The following is an 18113-nucleotide window of genomic DNA, read 5'->3' on the forward strand; positions in this document are numbered from 1 at the left end:
GATTGGATAAGAACACTCGAAGACAAATTATTTTTAGATTGTCTTATCGACATAAAATAAAAGCTTTAAAAAAGCCAATGCTAAATTCATGATTCAATATTGAGGTAAAATACAATCAAATACGATCAGTAAAATTAAGAAATCACGATATCACTAGAACCCGCAATTTGAGTGACCAAGCGAGAACCCATCAACTTGGCTGGTGTATAAGTAGCCCCTTTGACGTCATGTTCAAGTAAATAACGTGCGACAGTTAAAGAGCCGTGAATAGTTAGGCTATATGCGTTTTGAGTTTGTACTCTGGCCGTCTTAATTTCACCTTTGGCATTTTTGGCCTCCCCCCACACATAAGTCGGTAGTTTTGCTCTAAGTTCCTCATCTGGCCCAACGACACATTTCTCAATGGCCTGTTTCATCAAATTTTGAACCGCTTTATATTTGAATACTGCACGGATACTATTCAACATTTTTGCCGCAAAAATCATAGAAGATGGGGCAGGTACAAAAACTTCAATATTGGGAATCCCTGTGGTGTAAAATGCAGTTGAAACATCTCCCCACGGGACGCTCATTGCACTTTTTTGACCATCGCCAAAATCAATCTGACGCACCTGATGTGCCAACGGAACCGTGATGATTTTACCATTTTTTCTGATTTTCCCGCCATCAGCCATTCCCTCTATACTGGTTTTTGCTGTACCCGGAGAAAGACCCGTTTTTGAGTCAAACCCCAATGCTAAATGTGTCGCATCGGGTAAAGCCTTTTTGAGTGCAGCAGCAATACAATCTGTTGGAATCACATCAAAACCCACGCCCGGACATAAAACCACATTGGCCTGTTCAGCATCTTGATTGAAAGATTGCGCTAACTCAAACACCGCAATTTCACCCGTGATATCCAGATAATGTGAACCCGCTTTTATACAAGCTTGCATCATCGGTTTAGATGTCGCGGAAAATGGCCCTGCACAATGTAGAACAAGTTTCATACCAGTTAATTGTTCGCTCAGTTGCGTTACATCGTCTAAAGCAAAGGCTTTAAACTCAAGCCCCAATTCTTGAGCAAGTTGTTGCACTTTGTTTTGAGTCCGTCCAGCCAAGATGGGCTTAAGACCTAAGCGTACAGCTTCACGAGCGATTAACTCGCCCGTATAGCCATTTGCACCATAAATCATCCAATTTTGTTTATTTTTCATAAAGATATCCTCAGTATTTAAGATGCAACTGAATATTGACGCATGCGATTTTTATATTGGCGCGTACGACGTGACATCGCGGCTTGCTGTAAGATCAAAGCCCATAAAGGTGAAACACGAGGATTTGGCTGTTTGCCAAGACTCAATTTACGAAGCTGAAACTTCACGGTTGCCATGTTCGCGAGTGAAGCTAAGGTTTTATTTTTCCAAGTAATCGGCTGTAACTCAGGTGCAGTATTTTGTCCTTGTTTCCATTCATTGGGTAAATTCGGATCAATGGCTAAGGCTGTCGCGATACCGACCATATCCACTCCACTTGCAATGACTTTTTCAGCCACTTGTTTACGGCGTATGCCGCCTGTCACCATAATTGGCATATGCGCCACTTTGCGAATCTCTTGTGCAAATTCAAGAAAATAGGCTTCACGTGCTAAAGTTCGACCATCACGAGATTGACCTTGCATCGCGGGTGCTTCATAACTGCCGCCCGAAAGCTCAACCAAATCTACAGCCAATCCGTTTAACATTTGAATGACTTGCTGTGCATCTTCGGCACTAAAACCACCACGCTGAAAATCAGCAGAATTTAGCTTTACCGCGACCACAAAATGAGGTGAAACCACTGCCCGCACCGCTTGCACAATTTCAATCAAAATACGCGCCCGATTTTCTAATGAACCACCCCAGCGATCTTTACGTTGATTACTTAAGGGTGAAAGAAATTGACTGAGTAAATAGCCATGCGCAGCATGAATTTCCACGCCAGTAAAACCTGCCTTTTCAGCCAAACGTGCAGTATTGGCAAAACGTTGAATCACTTCGTTAATCATATCTTCTGTCATTTCAACAGGGACATTAAAACGGTCTGACATTTTGCCCAGATCAAGTGCCACCGCAGAAGGTGCCCAAGTTTGCTGTCCTAAGTTCGATTGCATTTGACGACCAGGATGATTAATCTGCAACCAAACCTGCGCACCTTGTGAACGAGCAATCGTTGCCCAGCGTTTGAAAGTATCTAAATGTTGTTCATCTTCCAGCACCACACCGCCAGGCCCAGTCATCGCACGACGATCCACCATCACATTGCCTGTAATGATTAAGCCGACTCCACCATCTGCCCATGCCTGATATAAACGCATCAGTTGTTTAGAGGGTGCTTGATCCAAATCAGCCATGTTTTCTTCCATTGCAGCTTTAGCGATACGATTCAAAATTTGTGAGCCATTCGGTAGAACTAACTTTTCAAACACTTTCATTTCGGTGTCCTCGTTTGATTATGTCTATACTTTAAGATTAAAGCCAACTTTAATGTCAATAGTTTTTATTTATTTAGCGCACTCTTTGTATTATTCATCTATATTGACTGATTAAATCTATACTTAAAATAAAAAAATAGAGGCATGAAAGCCTCTATTTTTTAACCGATAAAAACTTATTTTCGAATAAAATCTAGAAGATCAGGATTAATAACATCAGCATTTACAGTTAACATGCCGTGTGAAAAACCTTTATAGGTTTTTAACGCGCCATTCTGTACAAGTTTGGCAGAAAGTAATCCTGAGTTTTCATAAGGCACGATCTGGTCATCATCGCCATGCATGACTAAAACGGGAACAGAGATTTTTTTCAAATCTTCAGTAAAATCCGTCTGTGAGAATGCAACAATACCATCGTAATGTGCTTTCGCTCCTCCCATCATTCCTTGACGCCACCAGTTCCAGATCACAGGTTCAGAGGGTGTTACCCCTTCACGGTTAAAACCATAGAAAGGGCCAGCAGGTAAGTTGTAGTAAAACTCAGAACGATTTTTAAAGAGCTGATTTTGTAAGTCATCAAATACTTCCTTAGGTAAACCGTCAGGATTGTTTTCGGTTTTGACCATGATCGGTGGAACTGAGCTGACCAGTACCGCTTTGGATACATTTGCTTCACCATGACGGGCAATATAATGTGCAACTTCGCCGCCACCGGTCGAGTGACCAATATGAATTGCATTTTTTAGCCCCAAATGTTGGACTACCGCTGCAACATCATCGGCATAATGATCCATATCATGACCATCCCAGACCTGACTTGAACGACCATGACCTCGGCGATCGTGGGCAACGACACGAAAACCTTCATTTAAAAAGAATAATAATTGCGCATCCCAATCGTCCGAGCTGAGCGGCCATCCATGATGAAAGAATAAAACTTGGGCATCTTTTGGGCCCCAGTCTTTATAGAAAATTTCAACACCATCTTTTGTCGTCACATAAGCCATGATTGTCTCTCCTGTGTAAAGATATACACTTTTGATGAGTTATCTATGTTTTAATCCACTCTTATATTGTGCAATTCATCGTTTAATTGCCTCATCATTCTAAGATTAAAGCTCACTTTAAGGTCAACCACCCAATTGATAAAAAGCTGATCATAAATGTAATTTTTTGAACTTTTTATATCGGTTAATTTATTAGAATAAATTTTTAATTCAAAGATTTAACTATTCATTTTATTATTTATAAAATTGTTCACTTACCGACTTCTAACAAATTTACTACTTGCGATTAAAATTAGATTTTTCTCTATTGACTCTAAAGTGAGCTTTAACCTTATAGTTATTTTATGTTTTGCAGTCGTTTGTTCTACTGCTATCAGACGACCTAATTTTATCTATTTAAAGGTGAGCTAACATGAATAGCAATAATGAATTGATTGAAGTTGAATTTGGTCAGCAAAAAGTTAAAGTCCCTAAAAATGGATACTACGATCGCTTTCGCATGAATCCAGATCTGAATGAAGTTGCCAAAGATCCTGCTGCTGGAAATATTGATTTTTTTCGTAAAATACCCAAAAAATTAGTGGATTCCAGAGTGGGCAAAGTCTGGGCGCCTAATTTTTATTATCGTACCAGTCATGTACAGGTACTCATGCTTGCCCCGCTCAAACAACTCAAGAAAAAACTTCCTGCACCACTGCAAGCTCTACAAGCATTTCCCGGCTACGGCTTAGTGGCAGTGACCTTCTTTAGCTATAGTGTATGTGATAACGATCCTTATCGCGAAGTATCTGTTGCAATCGTTGTGCGTAAACCAGAAGTAAAAGGATCACACGCCTTAGAACTAATCAATTCGATTCGTGATCGTCATTTTTATGCACATGTATTGGCTTTACCCGTAGACACTGAAATTGCCAGAGTACGCGGTGTTTATGGCTATCAACTTCCTAAATGGTTAACTGAGATTAATGTCGATATTAACCGAAACGAGGTCAATGCAGGGCTGAAAGATACGCAAGGTCAATCGGATCTCAGCCTACATGCATTCACACCGCCGTTAAAACATGTGAAATCTGAATCACGAATGAGTCAAGCCACGATGCTGCATCAAGTCGACGGAGCGTGGAATCAAACGCTAGTTCAATCGAATATGCTTTCATTTGCACAGAAACTTTTCCCTAAAAAAGTGAAATTGACTCGTCATGGTGGCCCTGTCAGCCAGCTACTTGATGAGTTAAAGACCTCCACTATTCTACGTTTGGATGTGATTGAAGATGCTCAGGTAGTACTGAATATGCCGAAGCGATTGGAGAAGATTTAATCGTCTTTAAGCACAAGCGTCTTATGCTGCGCCACATTTATATTGACATAAATCCGTGGCATTGCGGTGTGAGCATTTTTGAGATTCGCGTTATCTACAATATGAATATCTAAACTTTCGGCTTTCACAATAAACCATTTCATACAATCATGGGCTATCGTCGTTTATTTCTTCATTCATTCCAGAATCTTTTTATCAGTCCATTTTAATTTGCTAAGATGTAGAATCTGGGGATCTATGAAATCTGGCGTCAAAAGGTCATGCCTTAGAATCCATTTTTAGATTAAACCAAATTTTTACAGAACTTACTGATTAGGTAAATCTTCAGAGTCAAATTATTAATTCAAGGACTTAAGCTACATGAATATGAAAGAAATCATGACTGATCTTTCTAGCCATACCCCTATGATGCAACAATATCTCAAGGTCAAAATGGAACATCAGCATGCTTTACTTTTTTATCGCATGGGTGACTTTTATGAACTTTTTTTTGAAGATGCACATAAAGCAGCCAAGTTGTTAGGCATTACCCTCACTCACCGTGGTAAAGCCCATGGTCAACCCATTCCAATGGCGGGCGTGCCTTATCATGCAGCAGAAGGTTATTTAGCACGTTTGGTTAAAGCAGGACAAACAGTTGCAATTTGTGAGCAGGTGGGTGAGGTTACAGGCAAGGGACCTGTTGAGCGTAAAGTCGTTCGTATTATTACGCCAGGTACCATTACCGATGATGCCCTACTCGGCAGTTATCAGTCTTCAAATTTGGTCGCACTATGTATACAGCAAAATAAAATTGGACTGGCTTTACTTGACTTAAGTGCCAGTATATTTAAGGTTCAAGAACACGAGTTTAAAACTGAACAATTAGCGATTGAGCTTTCACGCTTAATGCCAAGTGAGATTGTCGTCGATGAAGATTTAGTTGATCAAAATATTCTGGAACACATTAAGAAACTATTAGACTGCCCCATTACCAAACGTCCCAATGTTGACTTTAATTTAAATAATGCCCAAAAAACCTTATGTGATCAGTTTGGTGTTGCGACCCTTTCTGGTTTTGGGATTGATCATTTACCGCTTGCCAAAGCTTCTGCTGCTGCACTGATCCACTACGCTAAAGAAACCCAAAAAACGGCACTTCCGCATATTCGTTCAATTCAACTTGAGCAAAGTTCGGATTTTATTGCACTTGATCCGATTACTCGCCGTAATCTGGAAATTATCGAGCCATTATTTGAACATGGTACATCACTGTTTAATTTAATCAATGATTGTCAAACTGCCATGGGTGGGCGTTTACTCAGTCGTACTCTGATGCAACCTATTCGTGATACTGCCCTGTTAGATGCACGTTTAGATGCAACTGAACAATTATTAACAGGTTATCACGAATCCCCTGTACGTCTGGTACTCAAAGAAATTGGTGATATTGAACGTGTCCTGAGTCGTGTGGCGTTAGGCAGTGCACGTCCGCGTGATCTAGTGCAATTGCGTCATGCTTGTGCGCAAGTTCCATTTTTACGCCATGCTCTGCTACCTGTGATTCAAGCCAAATCATCAACTTTAATGACCGATCTCGATCAACAATTGGGTGATTTTAAAGAGCTGCATCAATTACTTTTATCAGCCATTGTGGAACATCCGCCTGTGTTATTACGTGATGGTAATGTCATTGCAGAAGGTTATGATGGCGAACTAGATGAACTACGTAAAATTCGTGATCATGCCGGGCAGTTTCTGATTGATTTGGAAATTAAAGAACGTGAACTTAGTGGTATCCCAACGTTAAAAATCGGCTATAACCGTGTCAGTGGTTACTATATTGAATTAACTCGCGCTCAGGCACAACAAGCGCCAGAGCATTATATTCGTCGCCAAACCCTAAAAAATGCCGAACGATATATCACCCCAGAACTCAAAGGTTTTGAAGATAAAGTTTTATCTAGTGAATCACGCGCCCTCACCCGAGAGAAATTATTATTTGAAAACCTGCTTGAAACACTCAGACAGAATATTGCCAATTTACAAATGATGAGTGCGGCGATTGCCCAGATTGACGTTTTAGCAAATTTCGCTCATCAAGCACGTTTACAAAATTGGAATCGTCCTGAGTTCAGTCCAGAAATTGGCATTAAAATTCAGGCAGGTCGTCATCCTGTGGTCGAAGCATTAAACAAAACACCTTACACCCCAAACGACACATTCCTAGATAGTTATCACCGCATGGCAATCATTACTGGACCCAATATGGGCGGTAAATCGACCTTTATGCGCCAAACGGCATTGATCAGTTTATTGGCCTATTGCGGCAGTTATGTGCCTGCCAAATCTGCCAAAATGGGGCCGATTGATCGAATTTTTACCCGAATTGGTTCAGCGGATGATTTATCGACAGGTAAATCGACCTTTATGGTCGAAATGACCGAAACCTCGCAAATTCTGCATCATGCCACTCACCAATCCTTAGTATTGATGGATGAAGTCGGACGCGGTACCAGTACCTATGACGGTTTATCATTGGCATGGGCATGTGTGTTAGACCTGACCAAACGTATCAAATGTTTATGTTTATTTGCTACACATTATTTTGAGTTAACCGAACTCGGTAGTGAAGCAGGCATTGATAATTATCATGTGACAGCCAAGGAAATGAATGGCAACCTGATCTTGCTGCATAAAGTACAACATGGCCCTGCTAGTCAAAGTCATGGTTTACAGGTGGCGAAACTGGCAGGAATCCCTGCTACTGTAATTAAAGAAGCACAAAAACGCTTAAAAATATTGGAAAAACAGCAGCAACAACATATTCAATCCGCAGTACAAAATGACTTATTCAATGCGGTTGAGCACGAAATTGAAACGCCTGTCATTGAAAAAGTGATTGAAGTCGAAGCCCATTCCCCCGCTCTGGAAATGCTCAAACAACTCGATGTAGATAATCTGAGTCCTCGTCAGGCACTTGAACAACTTTATTCGTTAAAAGCAACTCTCAATTCCTGATTTTCCATATGGAATAGATCCCATTTTTAGGTCTATTCCAGTTGAGATCATACTAAATTTATTAAATTTTATTGAGCGCTACACATTCACATCTAAAAGAATAGTTTAGGAATATCTTATTGATCAACATTAAATATTTGGATTACGCAGACATAGATTTAATTTGGCAACAGATTAGCCGACGTGAATTAATTACCCAATATTATGTAAATGAACAACATCAACTGAAATTAAAAGATTGTTTTTATGATGTAAAAAATTGGGATAATGATCATTTGCAATATGATCCACCCAAATTAAAAGAGCTTTTTCAAGCTGGTGCCATATTTGTCGGGCTATTCAATGCATCTAATCAAATGGTTGGGATTAGTGTAGTTTCTGATCAAGTAATTCATGATTATCCAGACGCAAAATTATTGGCTTATTTTTATATTGATGCGGATCAGCAAGGTCAAGGTCTTGGTACTCAACTGATGCAATTCTCTATTTCTTTACTGAAACAGCTCGGTGAAAAAATCTTTATATATTTCAGCCACCCCCACCCGAAGAACAGTCGATTTTTATCTTCAACAAGGTGCTCAATTACTATTTGAACCTGATCAATACTTATGGCATAACGAGCCTGAAGATATTCACATGATTCTCCCTTTATCATTTTAAATTTACATGCGATGACCAATTTTTGACAACTTTTTACGCTCAGAAAATAAGCATCATGATAAAAATAAACATCAGATACTTAAATCAGGTCAATTACAATGTCTCGTGGCGATAAATCGGCTTATACCGAAAAACAGAAAAGACAAGCCAAACATATTGAAGAAAGTGAGCGAGAACGTGGTCATTCTCAGGAAGAAGCCGAACGCATCGCATGGGCAACGGTCAACAAGCAAGATGGCGGCGGACTGAAAAAATTGAACAAAACTCGTTAATTCAGCTTCAATTGAGATTTACTATCAACTAGAGTGATATAAATCAATCCTTTTCATCAATCCGAATAATAAATATCAATAAAAGGAATTGTTAGTCTCGCCCTTTTTTGCCTAAAATACAGCATTCGAAATTAGAACCATATTTTTAGGTAGCTGTCGCCATGACCTTCGTTGTCACTGAAAACTGTATTAAATGTAAATACCAAGATTGCGTAGAAGTATGCCCAGTCGATTGTTTCTACGAAGGCCCAAACTTTTTGGTCATTAATCCAGATGAATGTATTGACTGCGCGCTGTGTGAACCAGAATGCCCAGCCAATGCCATTTTTTCTGAAGATGAATTGCCAGAAGGTCAGGAAGTCTTCATCGAGCTTAATGCCGAACTGTCTGAAAAATGGGCGGGCAATAATATCACTCAAATTGGTGAGCAGCCTGCGGATCGCGAAGAATGGAACGGTAAGCCTGATAAGCTTCAATATTTAGAGAAATAATTCCATATCAGACCAGCAAAAGCTGGTCTTTTTGTATCAGAAACTCACATTTGATTGCAATTTTTCCTCATTTTATTCACTCTTTTGGTTTAGAATAACTCCAATTTAAAGTAAGCAATTGATTCTATTATGCCGAAATTTTTGAAGGGTTTGCTTGCCGTAAGCCTTGCACCTATTGTCATAGTTGCTTGTACGACCTCCCCTCAAAAAACTGGAAAACCCTCTTCCACTGGACACCGCATTTTCATTCCTCAGGAAAAAGTCATTTTAGAACGTCCTATTCCAGTGAAAACTGTTCCTGCCTCCTATCTGACTTGGCTCAGTATGGGAGACAATCGTGCGCGTGTGCAGGAATATGAACAATTTCTAGCACGTAACAATGTCGCCAATGTAGTACCAAATTTTGAGTTACTCAAAACAGCCAGAGATTGGCAAAAATGTGGTCGTTCTCAATATGCCGTGCCTAACCGCGAATTATGGAATAATGCTATTCCGACTTTGCGTATTTTTAAAGCTTTGGTTGCACAAAAAGTATTGACTGATTTTGAAGTGACTTCAGTTTATCGTGACCTACCATTAAATCAGTGTGCTGGTGGAGCCAATTCTTCACGGCATTTATTTAACTCTGCGATGGATTTTAGGATTGGTCCTGAATTTCCTCAACCGCAAGATTATGCATTTATCGAAAACACCAAGTTCAAGCTCTGCCAATTTTGGGTACAACATGGACAAAGTTTAGATATGGGTATTGGCATTTACGCTTCAGGACAAATTCATATTGATACTCAAGGCTATCGAACCTGGGGACCAGATCACAGTCGCAATAGTTCAATGTGTAATTATTAAACCCTTTACTAAAAATTTATTCTAAAGAGATCATGGTGTCTCTTTTTTTATATCTGGAATATTGAACTTTTCATTTTTAAGCCAGATAAAATTGCACATCCAATAGAAATGTTTAAAATGCAGCTATCTCAGTACAGGTAACGCCCGTTATGCAACAGATGTGGACAGACATTGATGATTATATCGATTCACATTTAATTCCCCATGATCCAAAACTTCAGTTTGCACTGGACAATACTGCTCAGCAGGGATTTCCAGATCATTTAGCAGTTGCACCAAATCAGGGAATGCTTTTACAAATGTTGATTCAGATGAATCAATGTAAACGGGTTTTGGAATTAGGAACATTTGCAGCCTATAGTACAGTCTGGTTAGCGCGCACTTTACCTAAAGACGGTTATTTGCTCACCATTGAAGGTCGTGATACGCATGCAGCTTTAGCGCAGCAAAATATTGATCATGCAAAGTTTGACGTCCCTGTAGAGCTTAAAGTCGGACGCGCCGCAGATATTTTGCGACAAATAGACCCGACTAGCTTTGAGCCATTTGATTTTATTTTTATTGATGCAGATAAGCAAAGCTATCCTGAGTATTTAGAATTAACACTCAATCTTTCACATTCGGGTACGATTCTGGTACTGGATAATGTCATTCGTGCAGGTGATATTCTGGATGAAAATAATAAAAAACCAAGTATAGAAGGGATTCGTCAAACCTTTGAAGCTTTGCAAAATCATCCTCGAATTTTATCTTGTACTGCCTTACAAACAGTCGGAAGTAAAGGCCATGATGGCTTTGCAATTGCGATTGTAAAGTGATGATTAAAAAATAATCTTTATCTATTTTTATTTTAAAATCAAAAGCCTATTTATATTTACATTGCTTGTCCATATAGTTATCCACAAGATTTGCGGATAACTACAATTTAAAATGACTGGGCTTATTTTGCGACCAAAAGCGGCACAGAAGCATTACGGAAAATCGAGGTGGCAATACTACCCAAAAAGAATTGATGGATTTTACTGTGGCTAAATGCCCCCAATACAATCATCTGAATACCATGCTCTCGCTGATATTCCAAAATATTTTCTGAAACATCGCCATACCGATAAACACTGACTACATCAATGCCTGCATGGCTTAAAAATTCTTCAGGATCTTTTAAAACTTGCGGATGATCCCCTACATAAAGTAAATGACATTGCAATGTTTTAAGCAAATCACTCTGTGCAATACGATGCATCATTTTTATACACGTTGGAGAATATTCATAAGCAAAGATAAATCGTGTGGGTGCTTTAAATGTTTCGCCTACCGTCATTACGGTACAGTTTGCCCCGCGAATAAAGTTTTCCACATTACTTCCGATCGGTTTATTTTTTTCGGCCGCACGTTCTCCAACTCGACCAATCACTACAAAATCATCTTCTTTTAAAAGGTTAAAGCTTTGTTCTAAAAAGTCACCTTTTTCCTGAATTTTGGAACTGGTTAAATCGTATTTTTGCTCAATCATCACGGAAATATGTTTGAGTAAATTGTTACTATAGTCTAATGCCAATTCACTTTGCTTTTCTTCAAGCTCTGCAAGCTCTTTGAGTAACATGGCATTACTTTCAAAACCAATAACGCCACTAATTTCTCCGAGATGGTAACTGGCAGGATAGTAATCCAGTATTTGCAACAACACCAATTCACGCTTGGTTTGTTTAGCCACCCAAGCTGCTGCTTCTGCAATTGCATTAATACAGGGTGAGGAATCAATACATGCGATGACACGACTCATATTCGCCTCTCTTCATTAAGGTCTAATGCCTTGGAGATTTCGTTTTTGTTATTTTTAACTTAGCATAATTTAGTTAAACCTACGGTAACTTTTTATGCTGTTTCAATTATTTTCTATAAAAATCAATCAAATGATTAAAAAATAGCCTACTCTCTGTGCTTAATCCAGCGCGCAGGGTTTCCAGCAACCATATGACGAGCTTCAACATTTTTAGTGACCATACTGTTCATGCCAACAATCGCATGTTCACCAATTGAAATACCATCTTTTACTCCCACATGTGCACCAAGCCAAACATCTCGACCAATTTCAATGCCTTTAGAGGTCACCGCTTGCTGATAAATCGGACGTGACAAATCTGTACCATGATCAAAAGCATATAAATGACAATACGCTGCAATACGCACTTGGTCATGTAAAATAATACCGGCTCGCCCACCCTCCAAAATACAGTGATGATTGATTGCCACTTCATTACCAATAGTCAAAGGCCCATGTAAGGTGCAATCTGCTGCAATGAAACTATGATCACCAATACTAATTTTACGCCCAGGTTCAGCAAAAATATGTGCTAAAGGAGATATGAAACAGTTTTTGCCAATTTCAATGGTTTCCATTTCCATTAAATAAGCCTGATACTCCTGCTGCCACGCTTCTGCCCACTCACGATTTTTGGATTTTAAACTCCAATACAACCATGGCATATAATTGAGCCGATGCTTATGTTGCTCTCGATATTTAAGCAATCGCTCGTCATTCATGCTCAGGCTCCACGACTTTTAATTGTTCTCGTCCACGTGTGATATCTTGAAGTTTCAATTTTAACGGATCAAGCTGATGAATCTGTAAGGCGGCTTCGACAGTTACCCCATCATTGGTGTAATTTTCTGTATATTCAATCTGTTGATGTTTCAGTTCATATTGTAGAATCGGCCATTCATTAAAATAACAGCAAAATATGATCTGTTTTTTTTCAATCAGTTCTATTTTTTCTGCCAGTGTTAAGCATTGTCCTGCACAGCCACCATAGGCTCGTACCAAACCACCCGTTCCTAGCTTTACTCCACCAAACCAGCGATTAACCAAAACTAAAGTATTGGTCAGTTCATTGCCTTCTATGGTGGCCAATATTGGTCGACCTGCCGTACCAGAAGGCTCACCATCATCATTAAAGCGCACATGATGCCCTATTTTCCAAGCCCAACATTGATGCGTAGTGGTGCTATCTTTATAACTTTCTAAAAAAGCTTTGACCTGTTCTTCATTTTCAACAGGAGTGGCAAATGCCTGAAATCGACTTTTTTTGATTTCTTCTTCAAAACAAACCAGTTGTGCAATGGTAAAAGGCATAACAGAAAAAAATAAATAATCAAAGCATGATTATAACTTGGATTTATACATAGTAATGTTCAAATTGCATTCTATGATTTTTTATTATCATTTTTTGATGAAATATTTTTATAGCTGATTCAATTACCAACTTCCATTTATTCAAACATTTTTATACTCCTTAAAAATTTATTGCATCTAAAAAATAAAAAACTGCTTCATGACTGAAGCAGTTTTTAAAGATTTTAATAGAGCTTAGCCAATAATGATTTGATCATTTGCAAGCAAGGTTTCTAAAGTGACCTCTGATGTTTGATTGGTTAAGATCAACAGAGTTTCATGTGCTGTAAAAGTTGTACTATCACCATCCCGATCCACTTTAACTGTTGCGATATCTTTATCTGCATCATAGTCTACAGAAATGAACTTACCAATCGTCGTAATATTGTCTGTTGCTAAAATCGCTTGAGTTAAGCCAATAAAGAAATTTGTTGAGAATTGGATGACATCAGCATTTACATCACTGGTCGTATTACCCACATGGAAATCTGTCCATGTATCAATACCATTCCCAGCAGTTGCATTTGCAGATGTCAGTACATTATATATAGCTGTGTCTTTGCCTGTACCACCAATCAAAGTATCATTCCCAGCACCACCATTTAAGGTGTCATTACCTGTACCGCCATTTAAGAGATCATTACCTGCTTCACCATTCAAAATATCGTTGCCAGCACCACCCTGTAAAGAGTCATTACCTGCACCACCGTATAAAGTGTCATTTGTTGCAGCGCCTACTACAATATCATCTCCTGTTGTACCGTTAAGAGTCGTACCTGAGACATGATAAATATTTGCTGTAGCACCTGTTGTCAATGTCCCACTTGTACCCACCTCTGTCAAAGTATAGTCAAAGCTTGCTGCAGCGTCTCCAATCAAGCCTTTAGGTGCAACAGAAGTTCCCCCACCAGCAGTTGATGTACCATCATCAACGGTCAATACAAGGTTATAATCAGTTCCATTTGTAGCGGTAAGTTTAATATAGTATTCACCTGTAGATGTTGCTGTGAACCAACCATCAGAAGTTTGACTAAAACTCGTTGCTATACCGCTACTATCCAATACTGCTCTAGTGACATTATTCGATGGATTATTATTGCTACCTGTAACACCATCGACATCAATATAGATTCGCTCACCCGCATAAAGATAGACTTTTACTAAATCAATATCTGAACTATTGGAAACAGAACCATTCAACACTTTTGTATAACCGTTGATACCAGAATCAACGGCCCAGCCCGAAATTGTACTACCAGAGCTACTGCCTTTAATCGTTGCAGCTGTCCCAGTTTTACCAAATTGATTACGGTCAGTAAAATCGATAGCAAGTGCCGTAATAGCATTTTTAGGTGAACCAGATGAATCGTTATTTGACCAAGTTGTACCATCCGTTGTATAAGCACTTTCTTCAATCACCTGAATTTGCTTGGCAGGAATAATCGCTGAAGCATTTGGTGTAAAGGTAATAGTACTTGTACCCGAAACCGTTCCATTTACAACATTTGATGTACCAGTTAAGGTCGTCGAATCACCAAATTTATCATTATGAGTGATCGCGTCAGCAGATATTGTAATTGCCTGTCCATTTTGAACATTGGTAATAATCGTATCTCTGTTGGCATCTACTTGAGCTGTATAATTCAGAGTAATATTGAGTTGTACCGAAGTTGAATCACCATCACCATCGACACCATTAATAATGAACTGTTCTTGTTCACCTTTAATCGTTTTATTTACCTGTAACTCATACTTATAAGCACCAGTGGTGAAATTAATGGTCAAAACACCACCTTTAAGGGTTTGAATCGTTTGCTGATTACCATTGGTTGCACTATAAGTCGTTCCATTTACAACAATGCTAGTTAGTTTTCCACCATCAGCACCAAACAATATACCTGCTGCATTTCCACTGCTCGATAATAAAGAAACATTACCTAATACCACCCCATCATTGACTGTAGAAAGTAAAGTATCTGCCAAATCTGCTGGTGTAGAAATAACAATGGTATTTTCAGTCTCAGATGCAATCGGTGTTAATGAAGCTGTTCCTGCTGTGCCCATACCAATTGCAAATACTTCATTAATACCTTTAGAAGTAATGAAATTTTGCCAAGTGGTTTGTAATGTTGAGTTAACATTTTGTCCACTATCTGGCTGACCATCAGAGATAAAATAAACTAAGGTTTTATCAGCTGTTGGAGGCGTACCCCATGTGTCCATCACTTTATTAATGACACCACTGTAAGAAGTACCACCATCCGCCTGTTGGGTATTAACAAAATTAATCGCCTTAGTAGTATTGTCCAAATACCATTGCGACACCTCTTCAGAACCTGAACTACTAAATGTAATCACTTTAACATTGACATTGCCCAATGCATCAAAACTATTAATCAATTGTTCAATTGCGGCTTTGGCTAGAGTCAAGCGTACAGTTGATGCATCAAATCCTGTCTCATTTGAATAGTTTCCATTCGCATCAAATGCCATACTACCCGATACATCCAGAGTAATCACAAGGTTAAAGGTTTGTGGTGTTGTCGCTGAAATTAAAGTTTTATTAATAAAAGATACCGCAGGTACATCATCCATAACCTGAACAGTTAATACAGATGCATTGCTCGTTGTACCCGTTACGATGTCTGTCGCTGTATAGCTAAATTTCTTGACATCATTTACGCCTTCTGTGGTCGCAGCATTTAATGTATAGGTATAGCTTCCTGTTACCTTATTAATCACCAAGCTACCCGCCGCATCTGTAATCGTGACAGTATTACCATCTGAAGATGTTGTGGTTGAAGCAGTTCCACTGACACCACTCGTCATAGTAATTGCAGATATATTGCTTGTATTAGAAACACTATCATTTGCAAATACGTTACCAGTTACAGTCACAGGTTTATTTGCATTTGCAGGCAATGTACCAGTTGAAAGACCTGCCTCATAAACAGTTGCTGCGTCATTGAAAGTAGTGAGTGCTGTGGTATTGACAGTCAATTTGGCTGTTGAGCTACTACCGTCACTATCTGACAAGGTGTAAGTAAATTCATCTGTTGCATTACCTGTGATTGCCGCCTCTGCCTTGATTCCATTAACACGGAAATGAGCAGCGTTATTGGTTGAAGTGAATACAAGGTATTGGTAGTCGATTGTAGTTGGTAATGTAACTGTTGCAACATTATTTGAAATACTAGTGCTTGCACCTCCAGTCGTCAAAGTACCTGTGCCGACCTGAACTCCTGCTGTATCATACGCATACCACGTAATCCTACCAGCCTCTGTTGTATCAGCCACATCTGTTAACGTCACGACAGCCTTTTTAGATGGTGCACCTAAATCAAAAACAATATATTCACCATTCTCCACGCGATTATTATTAGATGTACCTGTTGTTGTTTCGACACCCAAACCATCATTATTATTGCCTGTATTATCTCGTATACGAACAGCATTGGCAGGATCGAGGGTTGAAGTCAAAGCAGCAAGATTAAGCGTTGTACCTGATATCGGTGAAGAACCATCAAAACCGTAAATGTTTTTCACACCTGAGATAGTGGTATCTTTCCAGGTTTCCAACGTTGGCGGAGTATCTGAACCACTTCGATCAACATAAATATTATGGTAATTCGAAGTATAGGTATAATCACCGTTGCTTTGAATATCCAATTTACCATCATCAGTGGTAATGGTCGTTATACCTGTAGCTGCAACCGTATATAAGGTCGATCCAAATGTGACAGAACTAATTTTATTTGGTGTATCCAAACTCGTCGTATCAATACTTGCTGTAACAGTTCTATCATCGATAATACCAGCAATCACATTACCTGTAACTTTATCTCCGACAGAAACTGTTGAAATATCGTCTTTTGCAACTGGAACAGTATCGTTGATTTTAATCGCAACTTTTGTCCATGCTGATGATAGAGCACCATCAGTTGCCTGATAATAGAAATTATCTTCAGGTATAGATGCATTGTTCGATAATACTGGCGCAACATAGGTAAACGTACCATTACTATTCATTGTTACAGTTCCACCTAAAGTGGTGGTAATCGTATGAGTTCCATCGGCTGTCTGTGCACCAGTTCCACTTATATTTGTGGCAAATCTTGCAACGGTTAAAGTTGTACTATCAACATCTGTATCATTACTCAATACATTACCAAGCATCATGCTTGAACCTTCAGTAACAGAATAAGTCTCAGATATTCCTACTGGTGCATCATTCACCGCAGTCACAGTAATGGTGCCTGTCGCAGTGCTGCTTGAGACTAAACCATTGTTGTCGGTTGCACTGTATTGGAAGTTGGTGCTGCCATTCCAGTCTGCATTCGGTTTGAAGTAGATCGTCGCTCCGTTTGAGCTGGCTGTGATCACATCTGTGGTCGTTAATGCAGTGCCTGTCCCAGCAGCGTTGCTGTAGAAGCTGCCATTGGCTGGCAGTGTGCTGAGTTTGAAGCTCGCTACAGTGCCATCTACATCGGTACCACTGAGGCTCACCGCAATGATGCTGTCTTCTGCTCCTGTTGCTGTGATCGTTTGTGCAACTGGTGCATCATTCACCGCAGTCACAGTAATGGTGCCTGTGGCTGTGCTGCTTGAGACTAAACCATTGTTGTCGGTTGCACTGTATTGGAAGTTGGTATTGCCATTCCAGTCTGCATTCGGTTTGAAGTAGATCGTCGCTCCGTTTGAGCTGGCTGTGATCACATCTGTGGTCGTTAATGCAGTGCCTGTCCCAGCAGCGTTGCTGTAGAAGCTACCATTGGCTGGCAGTGTGCTGAGTTTGAAGCTCGCTACAGTGCCATCTACATCGGTACCACTGAGGCTCACCGCAATGATGCTGTCTTCTGCTCCTGTTGCTGTGATCGTTTGTGCAACTGGTGCAT

General features: G+C 39.6%; 13 protein-coding genes and 1 pseudogene. 7 read left to right on the forward strand and 7 right to left on the reverse strand.

The window, feature by feature from the left end:
- Positions 1-134: 134 nt before the first annotated feature.
- The 3 genes from E0D95_RS04760 to E0D95_RS04770 all read right to left on the reverse strand — a co-directional run bounded on the left by E0D95_RS04760 (position 135) and on the right by E0D95_RS04770 (position 3459).
- Complete coding sequence (locus tag E0D95_RS04760; RefSeq protein ID WP_130802813.1) at positions 135-1196, reverse strand: saccharopine dehydrogenase family protein; 1062 nt, start codon at positions 1194-1196, stop codon at positions 135-137.
- Between the two features lie 17 nt (positions 1197-1213).
- The gene (locus tag E0D95_RS04765; RefSeq protein WP_130802814.1) at positions 1214-2452 is read right to left on the reverse strand and encodes an NADH:flavin oxidoreductase/NADH oxidase family protein; all 1239 of its coding nucleotides are present in this window, start codon (positions 2450-2452) and stop codon (positions 1214-1216) included.
- Between the two features lie 176 nt (positions 2453-2628).
- Positions 2629-3459, reverse strand: a complete 831-nt coding sequence (locus E0D95_RS04770) for an alpha/beta fold hydrolase (RefSeq protein WP_130802815.1) — start codon at positions 3457-3459, stop codon at positions 2629-2631.
- Positions 3460-3871: 412 nt separating this feature from the next.
- On the opposite strand from E0D95_RS04770, the gene E0D95_RS04775 reads away from it, so the two are divergent.
- The 7 genes and pseudogenes from E0D95_RS04775 to E0D95_RS04800 all read left to right on the forward strand — a co-directional run bounded on the left by E0D95_RS04775 (position 3872) and on the right by E0D95_RS04800 (position 10864).
- Positions 3872-4777 (forward strand): acetoacetate decarboxylase family protein, encoded by a 906-nt coding sequence (locus E0D95_RS04775; protein ID WP_130802816.1) that lies wholly within the window; start codon positions 3872-3874, stop codon positions 4775-4777.
- A gap of 360 nt (positions 4778-5137) precedes the next feature.
- The gene (gene mutS, locus E0D95_RS04780; protein ID WP_130802817.1) at positions 5138-7777 is read left to right on the forward strand and encodes a DNA mismatch repair protein MutS; all 2640 of its coding nucleotides are present in this window, start codon (positions 5138-5140) and stop codon (positions 7775-7777) included.
- A gap of 113 nt (positions 7778-7890) precedes the next feature.
- Positions 7891-8437 (forward strand): annotated as a pseudogene (locus E0D95_RS04785) (GNAT family N-acetyltransferase).
- Positions 8438-8535: 98 nt separating this feature from the next.
- Positions 8536-8709 (forward strand): hypothetical protein, encoded by a 174-nt coding sequence (locus tag E0D95_RS15660; RefSeq protein ID WP_165443230.1) that lies wholly within the window; start codon positions 8536-8538, stop codon positions 8707-8709.
- 161 nt (positions 8710-8870) lie between these two features.
- Positions 8871-9200, forward strand: coding sequence for a ferredoxin FdxA (fdxA, locus tag E0D95_RS04790; protein WP_004652744.1), 330 nt, complete (start codon positions 8871-8873; stop codon positions 9198-9200).
- A 129-nt stretch (positions 9201-9329) separates the two neighbouring features.
- Positions 9330-10046 (forward strand): D-Ala-D-Ala carboxypeptidase family metallohydrolase, encoded by a 717-nt coding sequence (locus E0D95_RS04795; RefSeq protein ID WP_130802818.1) that lies wholly within the window; start codon positions 9330-9332, stop codon positions 10044-10046.
- A gap of 149 nt (positions 10047-10195) precedes the next feature.
- Positions 10196-10864: an O-methyltransferase gene (locus E0D95_RS04800; RefSeq protein WP_130802819.1), complete on the forward strand. Its 669-nt coding sequence runs from the start codon at positions 10196-10198 to the stop codon at positions 10862-10864.
- A gap of 122 nt (positions 10865-10986) precedes the next feature.
- On the opposite strand, the gene E0D95_RS04805 is transcribed toward E0D95_RS04800, so the two are convergent.
- From E0D95_RS04805 to E0D95_RS04820, 4 genes are all read right to left on the reverse strand, one after another.
- Positions 10987-11829 (reverse strand): universal stress protein, encoded by an 843-nt coding sequence (locus E0D95_RS04805; protein WP_130802820.1) that lies wholly within the window; start codon positions 11827-11829, stop codon positions 10987-10989.
- 146 nt (positions 11830-11975) lie between these two features.
- Positions 11976-12590 (reverse strand): acyltransferase, encoded by a 615-nt coding sequence (locus tag E0D95_RS04810; protein WP_130802821.1) that lies wholly within the window; start codon positions 12588-12590, stop codon positions 11976-11978.
- Complete coding sequence (locus tag E0D95_RS04815) at positions 12583-13179, reverse strand: IMPACT family protein (RefSeq protein ID WP_130802822.1); 597 nt, start codon at positions 13177-13179, stop codon at positions 12583-12585. Before E0D95_RS04815 ends, E0D95_RS04810 begins: the two co-directional genes overlap by 8 nt.
- A gap of 234 nt (positions 13180-13413) precedes the next feature.
- Positions 13414-18113: beta strand repeat-containing protein (locus E0D95_RS04820; protein ID WP_165443231.1), on the reverse strand; the 4700-nt coding region annotated here is incomplete at its 5' end.

It is taken from the genome of Acinetobacter ihumii (assembly GCF_900625095.1).
Taxonomy (GTDB): domain Bacteria; phylum Pseudomonadota; class Gammaproteobacteria; order Pseudomonadales; family Moraxellaceae; genus Acinetobacter; species Acinetobacter ihumii.